Origin of the sequence: Bacillus sp. 103mf (genome assembly GCF_900116295.1) — a bacterium.
Lineage (GTDB): Bacteria > Bacillota > Bacilli > Bacillales > Bacillaceae_G > Bacillus_A > Bacillus_A bruguierae.
The window spans coordinates 558,434-574,423 of the sequence record NZ_FPAF01000001.1 but is presented as its reverse complement, the minus strand read 5'-3'; the positions used below and the strand labels follow the sequence as shown (position 1 = coordinate 574,423).

Genomic DNA, 15,990 nt, shown 5'->3' with positions numbered 1-15,990 from the left:
AACCCCCACTGATTAAAGTTTTACTTTATCTTGTTATTCGCAAGTCGTGAAAAATTCCTAATGATGAAAATTTTGTTTTATCTTTCTAAAGGTGCTGCATTTTCTGGAATCATAAATGGATTATCTTTATTAATATGGTCATAAAACATAACGCCATTTAAGTGATCAATTTCATGCTGGAATACAATTGCCGATAACCCTTTTAAACGTAGTTTGACTTCTTCACCATCCACTGTGGTTCCTTTTATAGTAATGCGAGTGTAACGTGGTACATAGCCAGGAACTTCTCGGTCCACTGATAGGCATCCTTCGCCCCCTTGTAAGTATGTACGTTCTACAGAGTGACTAATAATTTTTGGATTAAATAAAGCGTAGCTATATAATGTACCATCTTGATCTGTGACATGGACAGCAATCATTCTTTTAGAAACACCGATTTGCGGCGCGGCTAAACCAATTCCGGGGCGTAAATTATATTTTTCAACCATTTCGGGGTTTTGACTGTTAATCACAAATTCGATCATCTTTTGTAACATATGAACATCCTCTTCGCTTGCTGGTAGAGTTATTTCTTCAGCCACTGCTCGTAAAATGGGATTTCCTTCACGAATCACATCGTCCATTGTAAGCATATGCAATCTCTCCTTTCATCTTTAGTCTACCAAAGGTCATGAAAAAAGTCATGACAAAGAACAAGACGAAAAACGCCTTGTTCTTTTATAATTGTTTCATTTTACATTAACAGATACAAGCGGCACCGACGATAATTAAAAGAATAAACAATACAACGATTAAAGCAAAGCCGTGTCCAAAGCCGCCGCAACCACCATAGCCATACGTAGGATATGCGCCAGTTGAGGGGTAACAAAAAGTGTATCCGTACATGGTGTGACCTCCTTTACCATTTCCGCGAATGCTGCGGTTAGTATAATGTATGGAAGAAAGGAGAGAAATGTATAGTTATTTGCCTAAAAAGAAGGCAGATGCTGTATATTTTTATTAGGGTGGGACAAAAGATAAGAGTGAAGTGAAGCGTTTACATATTATTCTACGAGCAAAATATCTACGAAAAGGGAACAATATAACAGGAGGTTTTTGTTCACTAATACAGATAGTATTTTGAAAACTTGTATTTGTTAAGAAAATCTCTCTAACCTTTGAAAAAAATCGAAATCAAAGTGATTGACATGATGATTAGAATAGTTGTAAACTTAAAAACGTGATCAATATTGTATTAATTTGTTTAAATGAAAACATTAGTACAGATTGTTAGGTATACAAATTATTCAATAACTGACGAATGATGCGTCAGTTTACAAACTTATGCTTTCATTTTAGTGAGGTGCTAGTGAAAGCGTTTAAGAATATGGTTCAAGAGAGGAAGAGGTGAACGGAATGGGTACTAAAACAAAAAAGGCCCTATTTAATGTTGATGAGCAAATGAAAGCTATCGCAGCTCAATTTGAAACATTACAAATTTTAAATGAAAAAGGCGAAGTTGTGAATAAAGCAGCTATGCCAGAATTAACTGATGAGCAATTAAAAGAATTAATGCGTCGTATGGTGTATACTCGCGTATTAGACCAACGTTCTATTTCTTTAAACCGTCAAGGTCGCTTAGGTTTCTATGCGCCAACAGCTGGACAAGAAGCTTCTCAATTAGCAAGTCATTTTGCTCTTGAAAAAGAAGACTTCATCTTACCAGGATATCGTGATGTTCCACAATTAGTATGGCACGGTTTACCATTATATCAAGCATTCTTATTCTCTCGTGGACATTTCATGGGTAACCAAATGCCTGCAGATGTAAATGCACTTTCTCCACAAATTATTATCGGTGCACAAATCATCCAAACGGCTGGTGTTGCATTAGGTATGAAACTACGTGGTAAAAAATCTGTTGCAATTACTTACACTGGTGACGGCGGAGCGTCTCAAGGTGACTTCTACGAAGGTATGAACTTTGCAGGTGCATTTAAAGCTCCAGCAATCTTCGTTGTTCAAAACAACCGTTATGCAATTTCTACTCCAGTAGAAAAACAATCTGCAGCAAAAACTGTAGCACAAAAAGCAGTTGCAGCTGGTATTTACGGTATTCAAGTAGACGGTATGGATCCATTAGCTGTATATGCAGCAACTGCTTTCGCTCGTGAGCGCGCAGTAAACGGTGAAGGTCCTACTTTAATTGAAACTTTAACATTCCGTTACGGTCCACATACAATGGCTGGTGATGATCCAACTCGTTACCGTACAAAAGATATCGAAAATGAATGGGAACAAAAAGATCCAATCGTACGTTTCCGTGCATTCTTAGAAAACAAAGGCATCTGGTCTCAAGAAGAAGAAGAAAAAGTAATCGAACAAGCTAAAGAAGACATTAAAGAAGCGATTGCTAAAGCTGACCAAGCTCCAAAACAAAAAGTAACTGATTTAATGGAAATCATGTACGAAAAAATGCCTTTCAACTTAGCTGAACAATATGAAATTTATAAAGAAAAGGAGTCGAAGTAAGCCATGGCTCAAATGACAATGATTCAAGCAATCACTGATGCTTTACGCGTTGAAATGAAAAACGATCCTAACGTACTTGTATTTGGTGAAGACGTTGGTGTAAACGGCGGTGTATTCCGTGCTACTGAAGGATTACAAGCTGAATTTGGTGAAGACCGTGTAATGGATACGCCACTTGCAGAGTCTGGTATCGGCGGACTTGCAATCGGTTTAGCATTAGAAGGCTTCCGTCCAGTTCCTGAAATCCAATTCTTCGGTTTCGTATACGAAGTAATTGATTCTATTTCTGGTCAATTGGCTCGTTTGCGTTACCGTTCTGGTGGACGTTGGACTGCTCCAGTTACAATTCGTTCTCCATTTGGCGGTGGTGTTCATACACCAGAATTACATGCTGACAGCTTAGAAGGATTAATGACACAACAACCAGGTTTAAAAGTTGTAATTCCATCTACTCCATACGATGCGAAAGGTCTTTTAATTTCTGCAATTCGTGACAACGATCCAGTTGTTTACTTAGAGCATATGAAATTATACCGTTCTTTCCGTCAAGAAGTACCAGAAGGCGAATACACAATTGAAATTGGTAAAGCTGATGTGAAACGTGAAGGTACAGATGTATCTATTATCACTTATGGTGCAATGGTACATGCTGCATTAAAAGCTGCTGAAGAACTTGAAAAAGAAGGTATCTCTTTAGAGGTTGTGGACTTACGTACAGTTCAACCATTAGATATCGAAACAATTATCGCTTCTGTTGAAAAAACAGGCCGCGTTGTAGTAGTTCAAGAAGCTCAAAAACAAGCTGGTATTGCAGCTAACGTTGTAGCGGAAATCAATGACCGTGCAATCTTAAACTTAGAAGCTCCAGTTGTACGTGTTGCAGCTGCTGATACAATATTCCCATTCTCTCAAGCTGAGAGCGTATGGTTACCAAACCATAAAGATATTGTTGAAGCTGTTAACAAAGTAATGAACTTCTAATTTGAGTTTTATGTGCAAAAGAAGTCAGCACATGCTGATTTCTTTTGCAATTTCCAATAATAATGATAAGAATCAGGGGGCTGAATTCCGTGGCATTTGAATTTAAACTACCAGATATCGGTGAAGGTATCCACGAAGGCGAAATCGTAAAATGGTTTATTAAAGTAGGCGATGAAGTAAACGAAGACGATGTACTTCTTGAAGTACAAAATGATAAAGCAGTTGTAGAAATTCCTTCTCCAGTTAAAGGGAAAGTACTTGACATTCTTGTAGAAGAAGGTACAGTAGCAGTAGTAGGAGATACTTTAATTAAGTTCGACGCTCCTGGCTATGAAAACCTTAAGTTTAAAGGTGACGATCATGACGACGCTCCAAAAGCTGAAGAAGTAAAAGAAGAAGCTCCAGCAGCAGCTACTCCAGCAGCAACTGAAGAAGTAGTTAATGAGCGCGTAATTGCTATGCCATCTGTTCGTAAATATGCACGTGAAAAAGGCGTAGACATTCGTTTAGTAACTGGTACTGGTAAAAACGGTCGTGTTGTAAAAACTGACATCGATGCATTTGCAAACGGTGGACAAGCAGCAGTAGCACAACCGGAAGCTCCAGCAGCGGCAGAAGCTCCAGCAGCAGCGAAAGAAGAAGCTCCAAAAGCACAACCAATTCCAGCTGGTGAATACCCAGAAACTCGTGAGAAAATGAGCGGTATCCGTAAAGCGATTGCAAAAGCAATGGTTAACTCTAAACATACAGCTCCTCACGTAACATTAATGGACGAAGTAGATGTAACAGAACTTGTTGCTCACCGTAAGAAGTTCAAAGCTGTTGCAGCTGAAAAAGGTATTAAATTAACTTACCTTCCATACGTTGTAAAAGCGTTAACATCTGCATTACGTGAATTCCCAATGCTGAACACTTCTTTAGATGATGCAAATCAAGAGATCGTTCACAAACATTACTTCAACATCGGTATTGCAGCTGATACAGACAAAGGTCTTTTAGTTCCAGTTGTAAAAGATGCTGATCGTAAATCTATCTTCTCTATCTCTAATGAGATCAATGAGCTTGCAACTAAAGCACGTGAAGGTCGCTTAGCTCCAGCAGAGATGAAAGGTGCATCTTGCACAATTACAAACATTGGTTCTGCAGGCGGACAATGGTTCACTCCAGTTATTAACCACCCAGAAGTAGCAATCCTTGGTATCGGCCGTATTGCTGAGAAACCAGTTGTGAAAAACGGTGAAATCGTTGCAGCTCCAGTATTAGCATTATCTTTAAGCTTTGATCATCGCTTAATCGACGGTGCAACAGCTCAGAAAGCATTAAACCAAATTAAACGTCTATTAAACGACCCACAATTATTAGTAATGGAGGCGTAATAAACAATGGTAGTAGGAGATTTCCCAATTGAATTAGATACAGTCGTTGTTGGTGCAGGTCCTGGTGGATATGTTGCAGCAATTCGTGCAGCACAATTAGGACAAAAAGTAGCTATTATTGAAAAAGCTAACCTTGGTGGTGTTTGCTTAAACGTTGGATGTATTCCTTCTAAAGCATTAATTAATGCAGGTCATCGTTATGAGAATGCAAAACATTCTGATGACATGGGTATTACTGCAGAAAACGTAACAGTTGACTTCACAAAAGTTCAAGAATGGAAAAACGGCGTAGTTAAGAAATTAACTGGCGGTGTAGAAGGTCTTTTAAAAGGTAATAAAGTTGAAATCATTCGCGGTGAAGCTTACTTCGTAGATGCAAACACATTACGCGTAATGACTGAAGAAGCAGCACAAACGTATACGTTTAAAAATGCTGTTCTTGCAACAGGTTCTACACCAATTGAAATTCCTGGATTCAAATACTCTAAACGCGTTCTTAACTCAACTGGTGCTTTAAGCTTACCAGAAATTCCGAAAAAGCTTGTTGTAATCGGCGGCGGTTACATCGGTATGGAATTAGGTACTGCATATGCAAACTTCGGTACAGAAGTTACAGTATTAGAAGCTGGCGATGAAATTTTAGCTGGTTTCGAAAAAGCAATGAGCCAAGTTGTAAAACGCGCTCTTCAGAAAAAAGGCAACGTAACAATCCATACAAAAGCTATGGCTAAAGGCGTTGAAGAAACTGAAAACGGCGTAAAAGTTAGCTTCGAAGTAAAAGGCGAAGTACAAACTGTTGATGCTGATTATGTATTAGTAACTGTAGGTCGTCGTCCAAATACGCAAGAAATCGGTCTTGAGCAAGTTGGAATTAAAATGACTGACCGTGGTGTAATCGAAATCGATGAGCAATGCCGTACAAATGTACCAAATATCTATGCAATTGGTGATATCGTTCCTGGACCACCATTAGCTCATAAAGCTTCTTACGAAGGTAAAGTAGCTGTTGAAGCAATTAGCGGTCATGCATCAGCAATCGATTACATCGGAATTCCAGCAGTATGCTTTACTGATCCAGAATTAGCATCTGTTGGTTATACGAAAAAACAAGCAGAAGAAGCTGGAATGACAGTAGCAGTTTCTAAATTCCCATTCGCTGCTAACGGACGTGCATTATCGTTAAACAGCACAGATGGTTTCGTACAGCTTGTAACTCGTAAAGAAGATGGACTTATTGTAGGTGCACAAGTTGCAGGTGCAGGCGCTTCTGATATTATTTCTGAGCTTGGTTTAGCTATCGAAGCTGGAATGACAGCTGAAGATATCGCTCAAACAATCCATGCTCACCCAACATTAGGTGAAATCACAATGGAAGCAGCTGAAGTTGCTCTTGGAATGCCAATTCACATTGTAAAATAATATAAGATAAATAAAAGAACCGCCTCCTAGATATTAGGAGACGGTTCTTTTATTTATATAAATTCATTTTAATTTTTCGACATCTTTGTCTAGCTCCAGCGGCTAGAACAGTCGGTGGCTTCGCATCTTCCGCTTTTCTTTATAAGTTGTTGCTATGCAGAATACAGCATGATCGCTTCTTGCTTTCTCCTTTTGTTTTAAACCTTGCATGTGGTAAAAAAAGGCCTCGACCGTTTCTATGCGCGGCCAGATACTCTCGTCCCCTTTAAAATGAAAGGGGTTTTTATGTCGTTTTTTTAGTAATTAGTACATACATCCAAATTACTGCCATACAAAATAAAAAATGTGATAATTAGCTAAAAAATAAACCACTTTGCTTCTTCTGCCTGTTTCCTCATATATATGTAATGATTTCTTTTAGCGCCCATATATTGTAATACAATAGGACGTGCGAAAGGAGGCAACAACATGAAAATGACTTTTGTTGCTTTGTTTCATTTTATTATATGGGGCGGATTTTCCATTGTGTTATTGTTATCAAGTCGCGATAAAGTACATTACAAAATATTGCTCTTTTTTGTGTTTTTTTATTTGGCTTATGTTATTGCTCATATTATGTTGCACTCCAGAAAAGAGGCAATTTTTTTCACTGTTACTAATAGTTTTCTCTTTTTTATGAGTAAGCTGCTCTTTTTTAGTTAACGTTTATAAAAGTACATTGTTCTTCCATTAAAAAGCTGTAATTCTCCTTCTAATTTTTTGGCTAAAAATCTGCAAAACTCATTAGCTTTTCCTTTATCTCCAAATGTTGCAGTAGACGGTAATGTAATTTGTACAAAAGATTGTTCATTTTCAATGCCTATTCCTACATAAATAGAATGATAGCGTTCATGATTAGATTTTAAATAGAGTGTTGTATCAGAAGTATCAACCATTTCGTATGGAAAGGCAGTATTTGAGTATGAAAAGCCGAGTTGTTGACCTGTTTGAGCTGTAATTGTTTTATAATAATGAAATAGTTTTTTGACATCGTCTAGTGAAATAGCTTGCTGTTTTGAATTTGGGACGAGTTTAATGAATGCATCTTGCATAATAAACCTCCTAAGGGCATAATATATTACTATTTTAACATCGTTGTAAATTTTTTGACAATTAAAAGGAATCCGACTTTTTTTGTTTAATATGTACAATATGGATAAATCAAGAAGAAAGGAGAGGGACAATGTTTGAAAAATTATATGATGAACATGAAAAAGCAAAAGTCCGCTTTCTTGGTTTTATGACAAATGAGACACGGTATGATTTTGGTGTGGTGTACACAACTATGTTTTTTGGTAAACCTCTTGTTGTTTGTATGCAAACTGGTCGAGCAACTCTCCTTGGACAGGATGATATTGAAAATGTGCACCATTTACAAGATGTCTTTAAACTAAAAACGAGTGAAGAAGCAACAGATCTTGCGCAGTTTTTTAAATTTCTATTGCCACCTACTTCCGTGCATGCTGAATATGAGGAATAATTGTTTAAAAGCAGTCGTAATAATAAATATACGGCTGCTTATTATTTATAAATGTTTCATACTAATGGATTTTAAAAATAATTAATATGTCACAATTAAAAACTATTGACGAAAAAAGTATAACATATTAAAATAAAGACAGAAAGTTAAGCGGTTACAAAAAATTCTTAGGAATTACAATATTAGGGGGAATTTAAAAATGGGAACTATCGTATGTCAAATTTGTGAGAACACAATTGCGCATTTTGAGGATGAAAAAGTAACAGTATTATACGGAAAATGCGCTTCTAAATGTGAGTGTGAGCATAAAGAGCATACTAAAGCCCAATAAATAAGGAAACGCCTGTATATGCAGGCGTTTTTTAGTGAATTGAAGTTGTGTGACCAATCGTTGCAATAATTGCATCATCTCGAATGGGAATGAGGTCGATTTCTGTTTGCATTTTCTTTGTAGAGGAAAATTGACTCATCATACGACTATCTATACGTGTTAGAAAATCTGTTAAATATGCTGATAAAAAAGCGAAAGGAATACGGCGTTGATTGAGTACATCAATAATTTGATTTTCAGTTTTTACACCGACACCATGCCCATAAAAGAAGAAATTTCCTAAGTAAATTGCATTTTCTCCTTGCCATTCAATTGTTGCTGGGTTTACTTGTGGGTTTTTAAAATAAACAAGGTCACCAGGAACAACTTCTCCTCCTGTTTTTGTAATTAGTTTCAAATCCTTATCATAGTCCCATGTATATAAGTGAAGATTTGCAAATAAACGATTAAACGTTTTTTCGTCATATAATGCTAACAGTGATTTATAGAAGAGAATAATCATTGCAGTTGCACATTCTGTTCCATATTTTTTGCCGTTTAGAAAAATATCACGAATAGCAAAAGAGGGTAACACATTAGGGCGAAGTTGAAAGCCACCTAAATGAGTTCTTTCCCAAAATTCAGGGTTACAGTAAGATTGCTTAAAGGTACGAAATTGTAATCCGCTATGGAATAATTCTAAAGCGGAAGTAATAATATGAACACGGATATTTATATCGAACCTTAATTCTTGTAATGATTGGAAGTTATATACTTCTTGGTTTCCGGTCATAATTTCTAAAATTTGTTGTTTTTCCGAAAAGAAAGGTTCATTTTCGTTTTTTATATATGGGTGTACAATGGAACGGCCAATTACAATCATAAAATCCCACCTATATGTTTACATTCTTTTGATTTTGAATTAAAGGGCGGTGAGGCTCTCAGCTTAAATTTTAGAGGAAATTAAGAAAAATACTGCTGAGCTGTATCTAATTGATTCTCACCTACTAATGGGGCCATACACTAATGGATAGTAGCTTTTTATGATAGCAAGGAGAGAACGCGATTCGTAAGAGCCCAATTGGGAAGGATTCTGCCTGATGGAAGTTTCACATTATATCGTATGAATAGGCGAATAAAGGGTGCATAGGAAAAATAATATGAAGGCTAGAAGAGGGAAAGAATGAAAAAATCCCACCTCAATGATATGAGGTGGGAAGGAAGTTATTTGCTAATTGCTTTATATTCTTTAATGACACGTAAAGTTTGTAATGTCATGTCTTCAGGACCTTGTACTGGTAATCCTGCTTCTAAATTCTTTTGAATATAGTCTAAATTTTCTTTTGTAATAATTTCACCAGGAGTAAAAATTGGAATACCTGGTGGATAGACCATAACGAAATCTGCTATAATGCGGCCAGCAGCTTCTGCAAAAGGAACAACCTCTGTTTCAGAATAAAAGGCATCGCGTGGAGATAGCGCAAGTACAGGGATTTCCGGAATATCCACTTGTACTTGAACACCTTTTTCTGCTCGATGTTTAAAGGTAGCTGATAAATCATGCAGAGCGTGCACTAGTAAATTTGTTTCTTCTTCCGTATCTCCAAGTGTAACAAGGCAAAGAATGTTATATAAATCGGAAAGCTCAACCTCTATATTATAATGCTGTCTTAACCATAACTCTGCATCATGTCCTGTAATTCCTAATTCTTTTACAGAAATAATGAGCTTTGTTGGATCATAACCAAAAGTTGCATCTGTTCCTAGCAGCTCTTTACCAGGACAATAGAGGTGTTCAATCTCATTTACTTGCTTTCGAACATCTTCTGCTAATTGAATCGTTTTCGTAATAAGTTCTCGTCCTTCTGTTGCAAGACGCTTTCTTGCAACGTCAAGTGAAGCTAATAAAATATAAGACGTTGAAGTTGTTGTAAGCATACTAATAATCGATTGAACATGTTTTACGTTTACAAGCCCTTCTTTTACATTCAAAATAGAGCTTTGTGTTAATGAGCCACCTAGTTTGTGAACACTTGTTGCAGCCATATCGGCACCAGCCTGCATCGCTGACTTTGGCATTTCGTCATGAAAATGAATATGAACACCATGGGCTTCATCCACTAGTACCGGTATATTGTATGAATGTACTAACTTTACAATTTGCTCTAAGTCAGCTGCAAAACCAAAATATGTTGGATTAATAACAAGGAGTCCTTTTGCATCTGGATGTTCTTCAAGCGCTTTTTTTACAGAAGGAATTGTAATTCCGTGTGAAATTCCTAATGTTGAATCAATTTCTGGATGAATAAAAATTGGTTTTGCGCCTGAGAAAATAATCGCTGACATAACAGATTTATGAACATTACGCGGTACAAGAATTTTATCTCCAGGACCACAAACGCTCATCACCATTGTCATAATTGCTCCGCTGGTTCCTTGGACAGAAAAAAATGTATGATCAGCGTCGAAAGCTTTGGCTGCTAAATCTTGCGCTTGCTTAATCATACCTTTTGGATGATGTAAATCATCGAGCGGTGCAATATTAATTAAATCAATTGATAATGCATTATGCCCAATAAATTCGCGGAATTCAGGATCCATTCCTTGTCCTTTTTTATGACCTGGGATATGAAATTGGACTGGATTTCGCTTGCTGTGCTCTTTTAAAGCAGTAAACAATGGTGTTTCGTATTGGGACAATCTATACACCCCTTCTTTTTAGTTAATATTTATTAATTTTGTTTTATGTTTATTCTGTTACACTAATCAATAGCAGAAGAGAAATTCTCACTACTATTTGAAGTATCCCTTTATGTTCTATAAAACAAAAGCATTATATCACCTATAGAAGAAGATGTATAGAAAAATAATAATGGTAATTATCGTTTTTTTTTATGCAGAAGGAATCATACGTAAAAAATAAAAAGTAGTATAAAATAAAGAATGGTTATTATGAAAAGGAATTTATGTAGGAAATGTTTAATAGCTGGATTTAGAGATAGAGTATCAACGAACAAAATATGATTAAGAAAAGTGACGGGAAGAGTGGAAGACATCCTGATTAACGGATGATATCTTTACCGATCCAAAATATTATTGGTAAGATTTTGGATCGGTAAAGAAAACGATTAGTGACTAAGCATACGGGTGGAAGTTTCACTTTATCTCGCGTATGATAATGAAGGAGAACAAATTAGAGTGAACTGGAATAGATGAGGTGTTATTATGGAATATCAATATCCAATTAATTATGATTGGTCAACAGAAGAAATGGTTGCAGTAATTAAATTTTATGAAGCGATTGAACAAGCTTATGAAAAAGGGCTGAAAAGAGAAAATCTGATGAGTTTGTATCGTCATTTTAAAGAAATTGTGCCAGGAAAAGCAGAAGAAAAGAAAATCGACAAAGAATTCCAAGAAGTGAGTGGTTATTCCATTTATCGTACAATTCAAAAGGCGAAAAATTTACAAGAAGAAGATACTGTTAAAATGTAAAAATTTTTTGAAAAATAAAAAATGAAGTGTTATAATGGGATAACAACTAAAAACGGACAATACATGTATTGTCCGTTTTGCTTTATCGATTACAAATTTTATATAAAGGAAGGAGTGAGTGCATCGTTGCTTCAATTTTTTGGATGAACTGTTCATCAGTAAGATTTACAAATTCTTCTGGAGAAATATGAATTCCTACTAATAATTCTGCTTTTTTAACAGTGCCTAACCGCTCAATCATTTCTTGTAGCTCTTCTAATTGAAGAGTATTATGTAATTTTACATCAGGCTTAGTATGGTCAATGGACCAAACGAAATCATTTGGTAGATTTGTTTTTAAATCATTTAAATGTTTTAAAAAGGCATGAGCCGCTTCCATTTTTTGTGGGCATTCATAAATTAAACCAAAGTATATAAAAGCATGTGACCCCCATAGTCCAATTTGAAAATGTGGTAGCATTTTATATCCGCGTTTATTTGTTGAAAATGCAACCCAAGTATCGTTTGGTGGATTGACTTTACGACGTGCATGTTTCGCTACATGATAGAAAAAAGGTTCACCAGTTTCATTTGTTAAGAAATGAGAAATTTGTTCGCCGAGAGCTTCTAACTTCGGATGAATGTTCGTTTTAATTGCAGCCATCCGTTCTTCTAGACCATCTACAGAGAACACAGTAAAGTCCTTTTCTTTGAAAGTTATTGATGTCATGGTTGTTCCTCCAACTCCTAGTTTGTTTTTATTCTAACATAGCTTGTAAAATTCATAAAAAAAGACGCTTATAAAAAATTTTTAGATAAAAATGCAAATTAGTTGCATAGATGATTTATCCCACATAATATAGTATAAAACAAAAAAAATCAGAAAATTGAGTAAATTTAAGGCCGAGGGCAAACGAATATTGGGAGGAGGCAAACGAATATGAGACAGGTAATTAACGCATTAAAAAGAACAGATGCGGAGAAGAGAATTCCGGTGTTACGTTTAGAATTAGATTATGAATTAGCGACGCTATATGATGCAATGATGGAAAATGACAACATGAAAAAAGAAGAGTGTATGAAAAAATTAGAAGTGTTAAGACTTGAAATGATTCGGTTAGAGGCGTAATAATAGTGTATGTATAAAAAATTAGTTGGTGCGAACCTTATAAAGGGTTCGTTTTTTCTGTGAACTGTACAGATCGGAGTGTTTAAACATGCAAGAGGTATGGGAAGAAATTGATGTATACGCAAAACAATGGATAAAAGAAGCGGGGCAGCAGCTTGTTTCATCAATGAAGCAGTCTCTTATTATTGAAACGAAGTCAAATGCCTCTGATTTAGTAACAAATATGGATCGGGAAATTGAACAGTTTTTTATCGGGAAAATTAAAGAGAAATTTCCTAAACACTATATTCTCGGAGAAGAAGGATATGGGGATGAGTTAGCTTCAACGGATGGGGTTTTGTGGTTAATTGATCCGATTGACGGCACGATGAATTTTGTTCATCAAAAGCGAAATTTTGCAATTTCAATTGGCATATATGAGAATGGTATTGGGAAAATTGGTCTCGTGTATGACCCAGTTCATGGTGAGTTATATCATGCGAAAAAGGGTGTCGGAGCATTTTGTAATGATAAAAAAATTCCATCATTACAGCCGAGTGAAGTGTCTTCAGGAGTTATTGCTGTAAATGCTACGTGGCTTACTGATAATCCTCGTCTTGATATGAGGAAAATGGCACAACTTGTAAAAAGAGCAAGAGGCACACGTTCGTATGGATGTGCAGCACTTGAAATGGTATATGTAGCAACAGGACGATTAGATGCGTATGTGACGCCCCGCTTGTCTCCATGGGATTTTGGCGGAGGGAAGATTATTGTAGAAGAGGTTGGAGGAAAAGTAACGACTTTTACTGGAGAGCCGCTTCGAATTATTGAGAAGAGCAGTGTTCTCGTTGCAAGACCAGGTGTGTATGAAGAGATGCTACAATATGTACAGTAGGTGTATAAAATTCATAGAATAAACAAAAAAGTAAGAGGCATAGAAAATCGCTTCTTACTTTTTGCTGTTATTGTAGTTTACGCATTTTTCTCTTTGTCATAAATCCGTATCCGATTGTAAAAATCGTACCGACAATACAAATAATAACACCGATTGGGCTATTCTCAGCGATCATAATTCCAATACCAATCATAAAAATAACGCCAATGATAGCTGTTAATAAAAAACGATACTGAATCTGTTCCATGTATTTCACCCTCCAGTTTTATTGTACTTTCACAAAAGTGAGAATACAACTATATTTTCATTCTTGATTTTATTTTGATTGCTATTGTATCCCCTTCGCTCTTATAATAGAAAAGGATTAAAAAGACACTAGGAGTTGGACATGTTGAAAAAACGAGAAGATTTACGAAATATAGCAATTATCGCCCACGTTGACCATGGTAAAACAACACTTGTTGACCAATTGTTACGTCAAGCGGGGACGTTCCGTGCAAATGAGCATGTTGAAGAACGTGCGATGGATTCGAATGATTTAGAAAGAGAACGCGGTATTACTATTTTAGCAAAAAATACAGCGATTCATTATGAAGATAAACGAATTAATATTTTAGATACACCTGGACACGCTGACTTCGGTGGTGAAGTAGAGCGTATTATGAAAATGGTTGATGGTGTGTTACTTGTTGTTGATGCATATGAAGGTTGTATGCCACAAACACGATTTGTTTTAAAGAAAGCACTTGAGCAGAATTTAACTCCAATCGTTGTTGTGAATAAAATTGACCGTGACTTTGCTCGTCCAGATGAAGTGGTTGATGAAGTAGTTGATTTATTCATCGAACTTGGGGCAAACGAAGATCAGTTAGAATTCCCTGTTGTATTTGCATCAGCAATGAACGGAACAGCAAGCTTAGATTCAAACCCAGCAAATCAAGAAGAGAATATGAAATCATTGTTTGACACAGTTATTGAACATATTCCAGCACCAGTTGATAATAGTGAAGAGCCACTTCAATTCCAAGTAGCACTTCTTGATTACAATGATTATGTTGGTCGTATCGGAGTTGGACGTGTATTCCGCGGTACAATGAAAGTAGGGCAACAAGTTGCGTTAATGAAAGTTGATGGAAGTGTAAAACAATTCCGTGTAACGAAATTATTTGGTTATATCGGATTAAAACGTCAAGAAATTGAAGAAGCGAAAGCTGGAGACCTAGTAGCTGTTTCTGGTATGGAAGACATTAACGTTGGTGAAACGGTATGTCCAGTTGAACATCAAGAGGCATTGCCATTATTACGTATTGATGAACCAACACTACAAATGACATTCCTTGTAAATAACAGCCCATTTGCAGGTCGCGAAGGTAAATATATTACATCTCGTAAAATCGAAGAGCGTCTTCGTTCACAGCTAGAAACGGATGTAAGTTTACGTGTAGACAATACAGAATCTCCGGATGCATGGATTGTATCTGGACGTGGAGAGTTACATTTATCAATTTTGATTGAGAATATGCGTCGTGAAGGATATGAATTACAAGTATCTAAACCAGAAGTAATCATTAAAGAGGTTGACGGCGTAAGATGTGAGCCGGTAGAACGTGTACAAATTGACGTACCAGAAGAATATACTGGTTCTATTATGGAATCAATGGGGGCACGTAAAGGTGAAATGTTAGACATGGTCAATAACGGAAACGGCCAAGTTCGTCTTACATTTATGGTTCCAGCACGTGGACTAATTGGTTACACAACTGAATTCTTAACTTTAACTCGTGGTTACGGTATTTTAAACCATACATTTGATAGCTATCAACCAGTACATGCAGGTCAAGTTGGTGGACGTCGTCAAGGTGTTCTAGTTTCACTTGAAACAGGAAAAGCATCACAGTATGGTATTATGCAAGTTGAAGACCGTGGTGTAATCTTCGTTGAACCAGGTACGGAAGTATATGCAGGTATGATTGTTGGGGAACATACACGTGAAAATGATTTAACAGTTAACGTTGTGAAAATGAAGCAACAAACTAACATTCGTTCTGCAACAAAAGACCAAACATCAACGATGAAAAAACCGCGTATTATGACTTTAGAAGAGTCATTAGAATACTTAAATGATGATGAATACTGTGAAGTAACACCAGAATCAATTCGTCTTCGTAAAAAGATTCTTGATAAGAGCGAACGTGAAAGATCTGCAAAGAAAAAGAAATTCGCTGAGTGATAAACAAAAAAGAAGCTACCTCATCTGAGGTAGTTTCTTTTTTGTTTATTGGGGTTTGAATTTTCGGAATTTTTTATAGACAATGTGTATATAGCACGCTACTCTTATAGTAGAGCATAATAGAAAGTATAATTGGGAAAAAGGGGAGTGCCAGAAAATGTCGG

The 15,990-nt window shown here is 36.4% G+C and carries 17 protein-coding genes and 1 pseudogene; 11 read left to right on the top strand and 7 right to left on the bottom strand.

The window, feature by feature from the left end; translation table 11 throughout:
- Positions 1 to 77: 77 nt before the first annotated feature.
- Together def and BM350_RS27405 are read right to left on the bottom strand one after the other, a co-directional pair.
- On the bottom strand, positions 78 to 632 hold the full coding sequence (gene def, locus BM350_RS02785; RefSeq protein WP_090914285.1) for a peptide deformylase: 555 nt from the start codon (positions 630 to 632) through the stop codon (positions 78 to 80).
- A gap of 106 nt (positions 633 to 738) precedes the next feature.
- Positions 739 to 837: pseudogene (locus BM350_RS27405) on the bottom strand (YjcZ family sporulation protein); the annotation flags it as partial.
- Between the two features lie 558 nt (positions 838 to 1,395).
- On the opposite strand from BM350_RS27405, the gene pdhA reads away from it, so the two are divergent.
- The 5 genes from pdhA (at position 1,396) to BM350_RS27400 (ending at position 6,989) form a co-directional block, all read left to right on the top strand.
- Positions 1,396 to 2,511: a pyruvate dehydrogenase E1 component subunit alpha gene (gene pdhA, locus BM350_RS02775; RefSeq protein WP_090914289.1), complete on the top strand. Its 1,116-nt coding sequence runs from the start codon at positions 1,396 to 1,398 to the stop codon at positions 2,509 to 2,511.
- A 3-nt stretch (positions 2,512 to 2,514) separates the two neighbouring features.
- Complete coding sequence (pdhB, locus tag BM350_RS02770) at positions 2,515 to 3,492, top strand: pyruvate dehydrogenase complex E1 component subunit beta (protein WP_090914291.1); 978 nt, start codon at positions 2,515 to 2,517, stop codon at positions 3,490 to 3,492.
- 89 nt (positions 3,493 to 3,581) lie between these two features.
- The gene (locus BM350_RS02765) at positions 3,582 to 4,868 is read left to right on the top strand and encodes a dihydrolipoamide acetyltransferase family protein (RefSeq protein ID WP_090914293.1); all 1,287 of its coding nucleotides are present in this window, start codon (positions 3,582 to 3,584) and stop codon (positions 4,866 to 4,868) included.
- A gap of 6 nt (positions 4,869 to 4,874) precedes the next feature.
- Positions 4,875 to 6,287 carry a dihydrolipoyl dehydrogenase gene (gene lpdA, locus BM350_RS02760; RefSeq protein WP_090914295.1) on the top strand — a complete coding sequence of 471 codons (1,413 nt, stop codon included), beginning with the start codon at positions 4,875 to 4,877 and terminating at the stop codon, positions 6,285 to 6,287.
- Positions 6,288 to 6,755: 468 nt separating this feature from the next.
- Positions 6,756 to 6,989 carry a hypothetical protein gene (locus tag BM350_RS27400; RefSeq protein ID WP_090914297.1) on the top strand — a complete coding sequence of 78 codons (234 nt, stop codon included), beginning with the start codon at positions 6,756 to 6,758 and terminating at the stop codon, positions 6,987 to 6,989.
- Here BM350_RS27400 and BM350_RS02750 read toward each other — a convergent pair.
- Complete coding sequence (locus tag BM350_RS02750) at positions 6,986 to 7,378, bottom strand: DUF1885 family protein (protein WP_090914299.1); 393 nt, start codon at positions 7,376 to 7,378, stop codon at positions 6,986 to 6,988. The two genes, BM350_RS27400 and BM350_RS02750, sit on opposite strands and share 4 nt — an antisense overlap.
- A gap of 131 nt (positions 7,379 to 7,509) precedes the next feature.
- Here BM350_RS02750 and BM350_RS02745 point away from each other — a divergent pair, with 131 nt between their 5' ends.
- Positions 7,510 to 7,806 carry a DUF3055 domain-containing protein gene (locus tag BM350_RS02745; protein WP_090914301.1) on the top strand — a complete coding sequence of 99 codons (297 nt, stop codon included), beginning with the start codon at positions 7,510 to 7,512 and terminating at the stop codon, positions 7,804 to 7,806.
- 199 nt (positions 7,807 to 8,005) lie between these two features.
- Positions 8,006 to 8,137 carry a GapA-binding peptide SR1P gene (locus tag BM350_RS02740; RefSeq protein ID WP_090914303.1) on the top strand — a complete coding sequence of 44 codons (132 nt, stop codon included), beginning with the start codon at positions 8,006 to 8,008 and terminating at the stop codon, positions 8,135 to 8,137.
- A 31-nt stretch (positions 8,138 to 8,168) separates the two neighbouring features.
- Here the strand turns inward: BM350_RS02740 and BM350_RS02735 are convergent, their stop codons facing one another.
- Both BM350_RS02735 and BM350_RS02730 read right to left on the bottom strand, forming a co-directional pair.
- Complete coding sequence (locus BM350_RS02735) at positions 8,169 to 8,999, bottom strand: protein-glutamine gamma-glutamyltransferase (protein WP_090914305.1); 831 nt, start codon at positions 8,997 to 8,999, stop codon at positions 8,169 to 8,171.
- A 341-nt stretch (positions 9,000 to 9,340) separates the two neighbouring features.
- On the bottom strand, positions 9,341 to 10,825 hold the full coding sequence (locus BM350_RS02730; RefSeq protein WP_090914306.1) for an aminotransferase class I/II-fold pyridoxal phosphate-dependent enzyme: 1,485 nt from the start codon (positions 10,823 to 10,825) through the stop codon (positions 9,341 to 9,343).
- Positions 10,826 to 11,341: 516 nt separating this feature from the next.
- Here BM350_RS02730 and BM350_RS02725 point away from each other — a divergent pair.
- Positions 11,342 to 11,611: a UPF0223 family protein gene (locus tag BM350_RS02725; protein ID WP_090914308.1), complete on the top strand. Its 270-nt coding sequence runs from the start codon at positions 11,342 to 11,344 to the stop codon at positions 11,609 to 11,611.
- An 82-nt stretch (positions 11,612 to 11,693) separates the two neighbouring features.
- Here the strand turns inward: BM350_RS02725 and BM350_RS02720 are convergent, their stop codons facing one another.
- Complete coding sequence (locus BM350_RS02720) at positions 11,694 to 12,320, bottom strand: YktB family protein (RefSeq protein ID WP_090914310.1); 627 nt, start codon at positions 12,318 to 12,320, stop codon at positions 11,694 to 11,696.
- Between the two features lie 210 nt (positions 12,321 to 12,530).
- Between BM350_RS02720 and BM350_RS02715 the strand changes: the two genes are divergently transcribed.
- Together BM350_RS02715 and BM350_RS02710 are read left to right on the top strand one after the other, a co-directional pair.
- On the top strand, positions 12,531 to 12,719 hold the full coding sequence (locus tag BM350_RS02715; protein WP_090914312.1) for a hypothetical protein: 189 nt from the start codon (positions 12,531 to 12,533) through the stop codon (positions 12,717 to 12,719).
- A gap of 88 nt (positions 12,720 to 12,807) precedes the next feature.
- Positions 12,808 to 13,596 (top strand): inositol monophosphatase family protein, encoded by a 789-nt coding sequence (locus tag BM350_RS02710; RefSeq protein WP_090914314.1) that lies wholly within the window; start codon positions 12,808 to 12,810, stop codon positions 13,594 to 13,596.
- 67 nt (positions 13,597 to 13,663) lie between these two features.
- Here BM350_RS02710 and BM350_RS02705 read toward each other — a convergent pair whose 3' ends face one another.
- On the bottom strand, positions 13,664 to 13,843 hold the full coding sequence (locus tag BM350_RS02705; protein ID WP_090914316.1) for a DUF5325 family protein: 180 nt from the start codon (positions 13,841 to 13,843) through the stop codon (positions 13,664 to 13,666).
- A gap of 141 nt (positions 13,844 to 13,984) precedes the next feature.
- Here BM350_RS02705 and typA point away from each other — a divergent pair, with 141 nt between their 5' ends.
- Entirely contained in the window at positions 13,985 to 15,826 is a 1,842-nt protein-coding gene (gene typA, locus BM350_RS02700; RefSeq protein ID WP_090914318.1) for a translational GTPase TypA, read from the top strand.
- The last annotated feature ends 164 nt before the right edge of the window (positions 15,827 to 15,990 follow it).

What these genes read in the sequence shown, in the direction of transcription:
- def (WP_090914285.1), bottom strand. Translation starts at nt 632, where the DNA reads ATGCTTACAATGGACGATGTGATTCGTGAAGGAAATCCCATTTTACGA.
- pdhA (WP_090914289.1), top strand. Translation starts at nt 1,396, where the DNA reads ATGGGTACTAAAACAAAAAAGGCCCTATTTAATGTTGATGAGCAAATG.
- pdhB (WP_090914291.1), top strand. Translation starts at nt 2,515, where the DNA reads ATGGCTCAAATGACAATGATTCAAGCAATCACTGATGCTTTACGCGTT.
- lpdA (WP_090914295.1), top strand. Translation starts at nt 4,875, where the DNA reads ATGGTAGTAGGAGATTTCCCAATTGAATTAGATACAGTCGTTGTTGGT.
- BM350_RS27400 (WP_090914297.1), top strand. Translation starts at nt 6,756, where the DNA reads ATGAAAATGACTTTTGTTGCTTTGTTTCATTTTATTATATGGGGCGGA.
- BM350_RS02750 (WP_090914299.1), bottom strand. Translation starts at nt 7,378, where the DNA reads ATGCAAGATGCATTCATTAAACTCGTCCCAAATTCAAAACAGCAAGCT.
- BM350_RS02745 (WP_090914301.1), top strand. Translation starts at nt 7,510, where the DNA reads ATGTTTGAAAAATTATATGATGAACATGAAAAAGCAAAAGTCCGCTTT.
- BM350_RS02740 (WP_090914303.1), top strand. Translation starts at nt 8,006, where the DNA reads ATGGGAACTATCGTATGTCAAATTTGTGAGAACACAATTGCGCATTTT.
- BM350_RS02735 (WP_090914305.1), bottom strand. Translation starts at nt 8,999, where the DNA reads ATGATTGTAATTGGCCGTTCCATTGTACACCCATATATAAAAAACGAA.
- BM350_RS02725 (WP_090914308.1), top strand. Translation starts at nt 11,342, where the DNA reads ATGGAATATCAATATCCAATTAATTATGATTGGTCAACAGAAGAAATG.
- BM350_RS02720 (WP_090914310.1), bottom strand. Translation starts at nt 12,320, where the DNA reads ATGACATCAATAACTTTCAAAGAAAAGGACTTTACTGTGTTCTCTGTA.
- BM350_RS02715 (WP_090914312.1), top strand. Translation starts at nt 12,531, where the DNA reads ATGAGACAGGTAATTAACGCATTAAAAAGAACAGATGCGGAGAAGAGA.
- BM350_RS02710 (WP_090914314.1), top strand. Translation starts at nt 12,808, where the DNA reads ATGCAAGAGGTATGGGAAGAAATTGATGTATACGCAAAACAATGGATA.
- BM350_RS02705 (WP_090914316.1), bottom strand. Translation starts at nt 13,843, where the DNA reads ATGGAACAGATTCAGTATCGTTTTTTATTAACAGCTATCATTGGCGTT.
- typA (WP_090914318.1), top strand. Translation starts at nt 13,985, where the DNA reads ATGTTGAAAAAACGAGAAGATTTACGAAATATAGCAATTATCGCCCAC.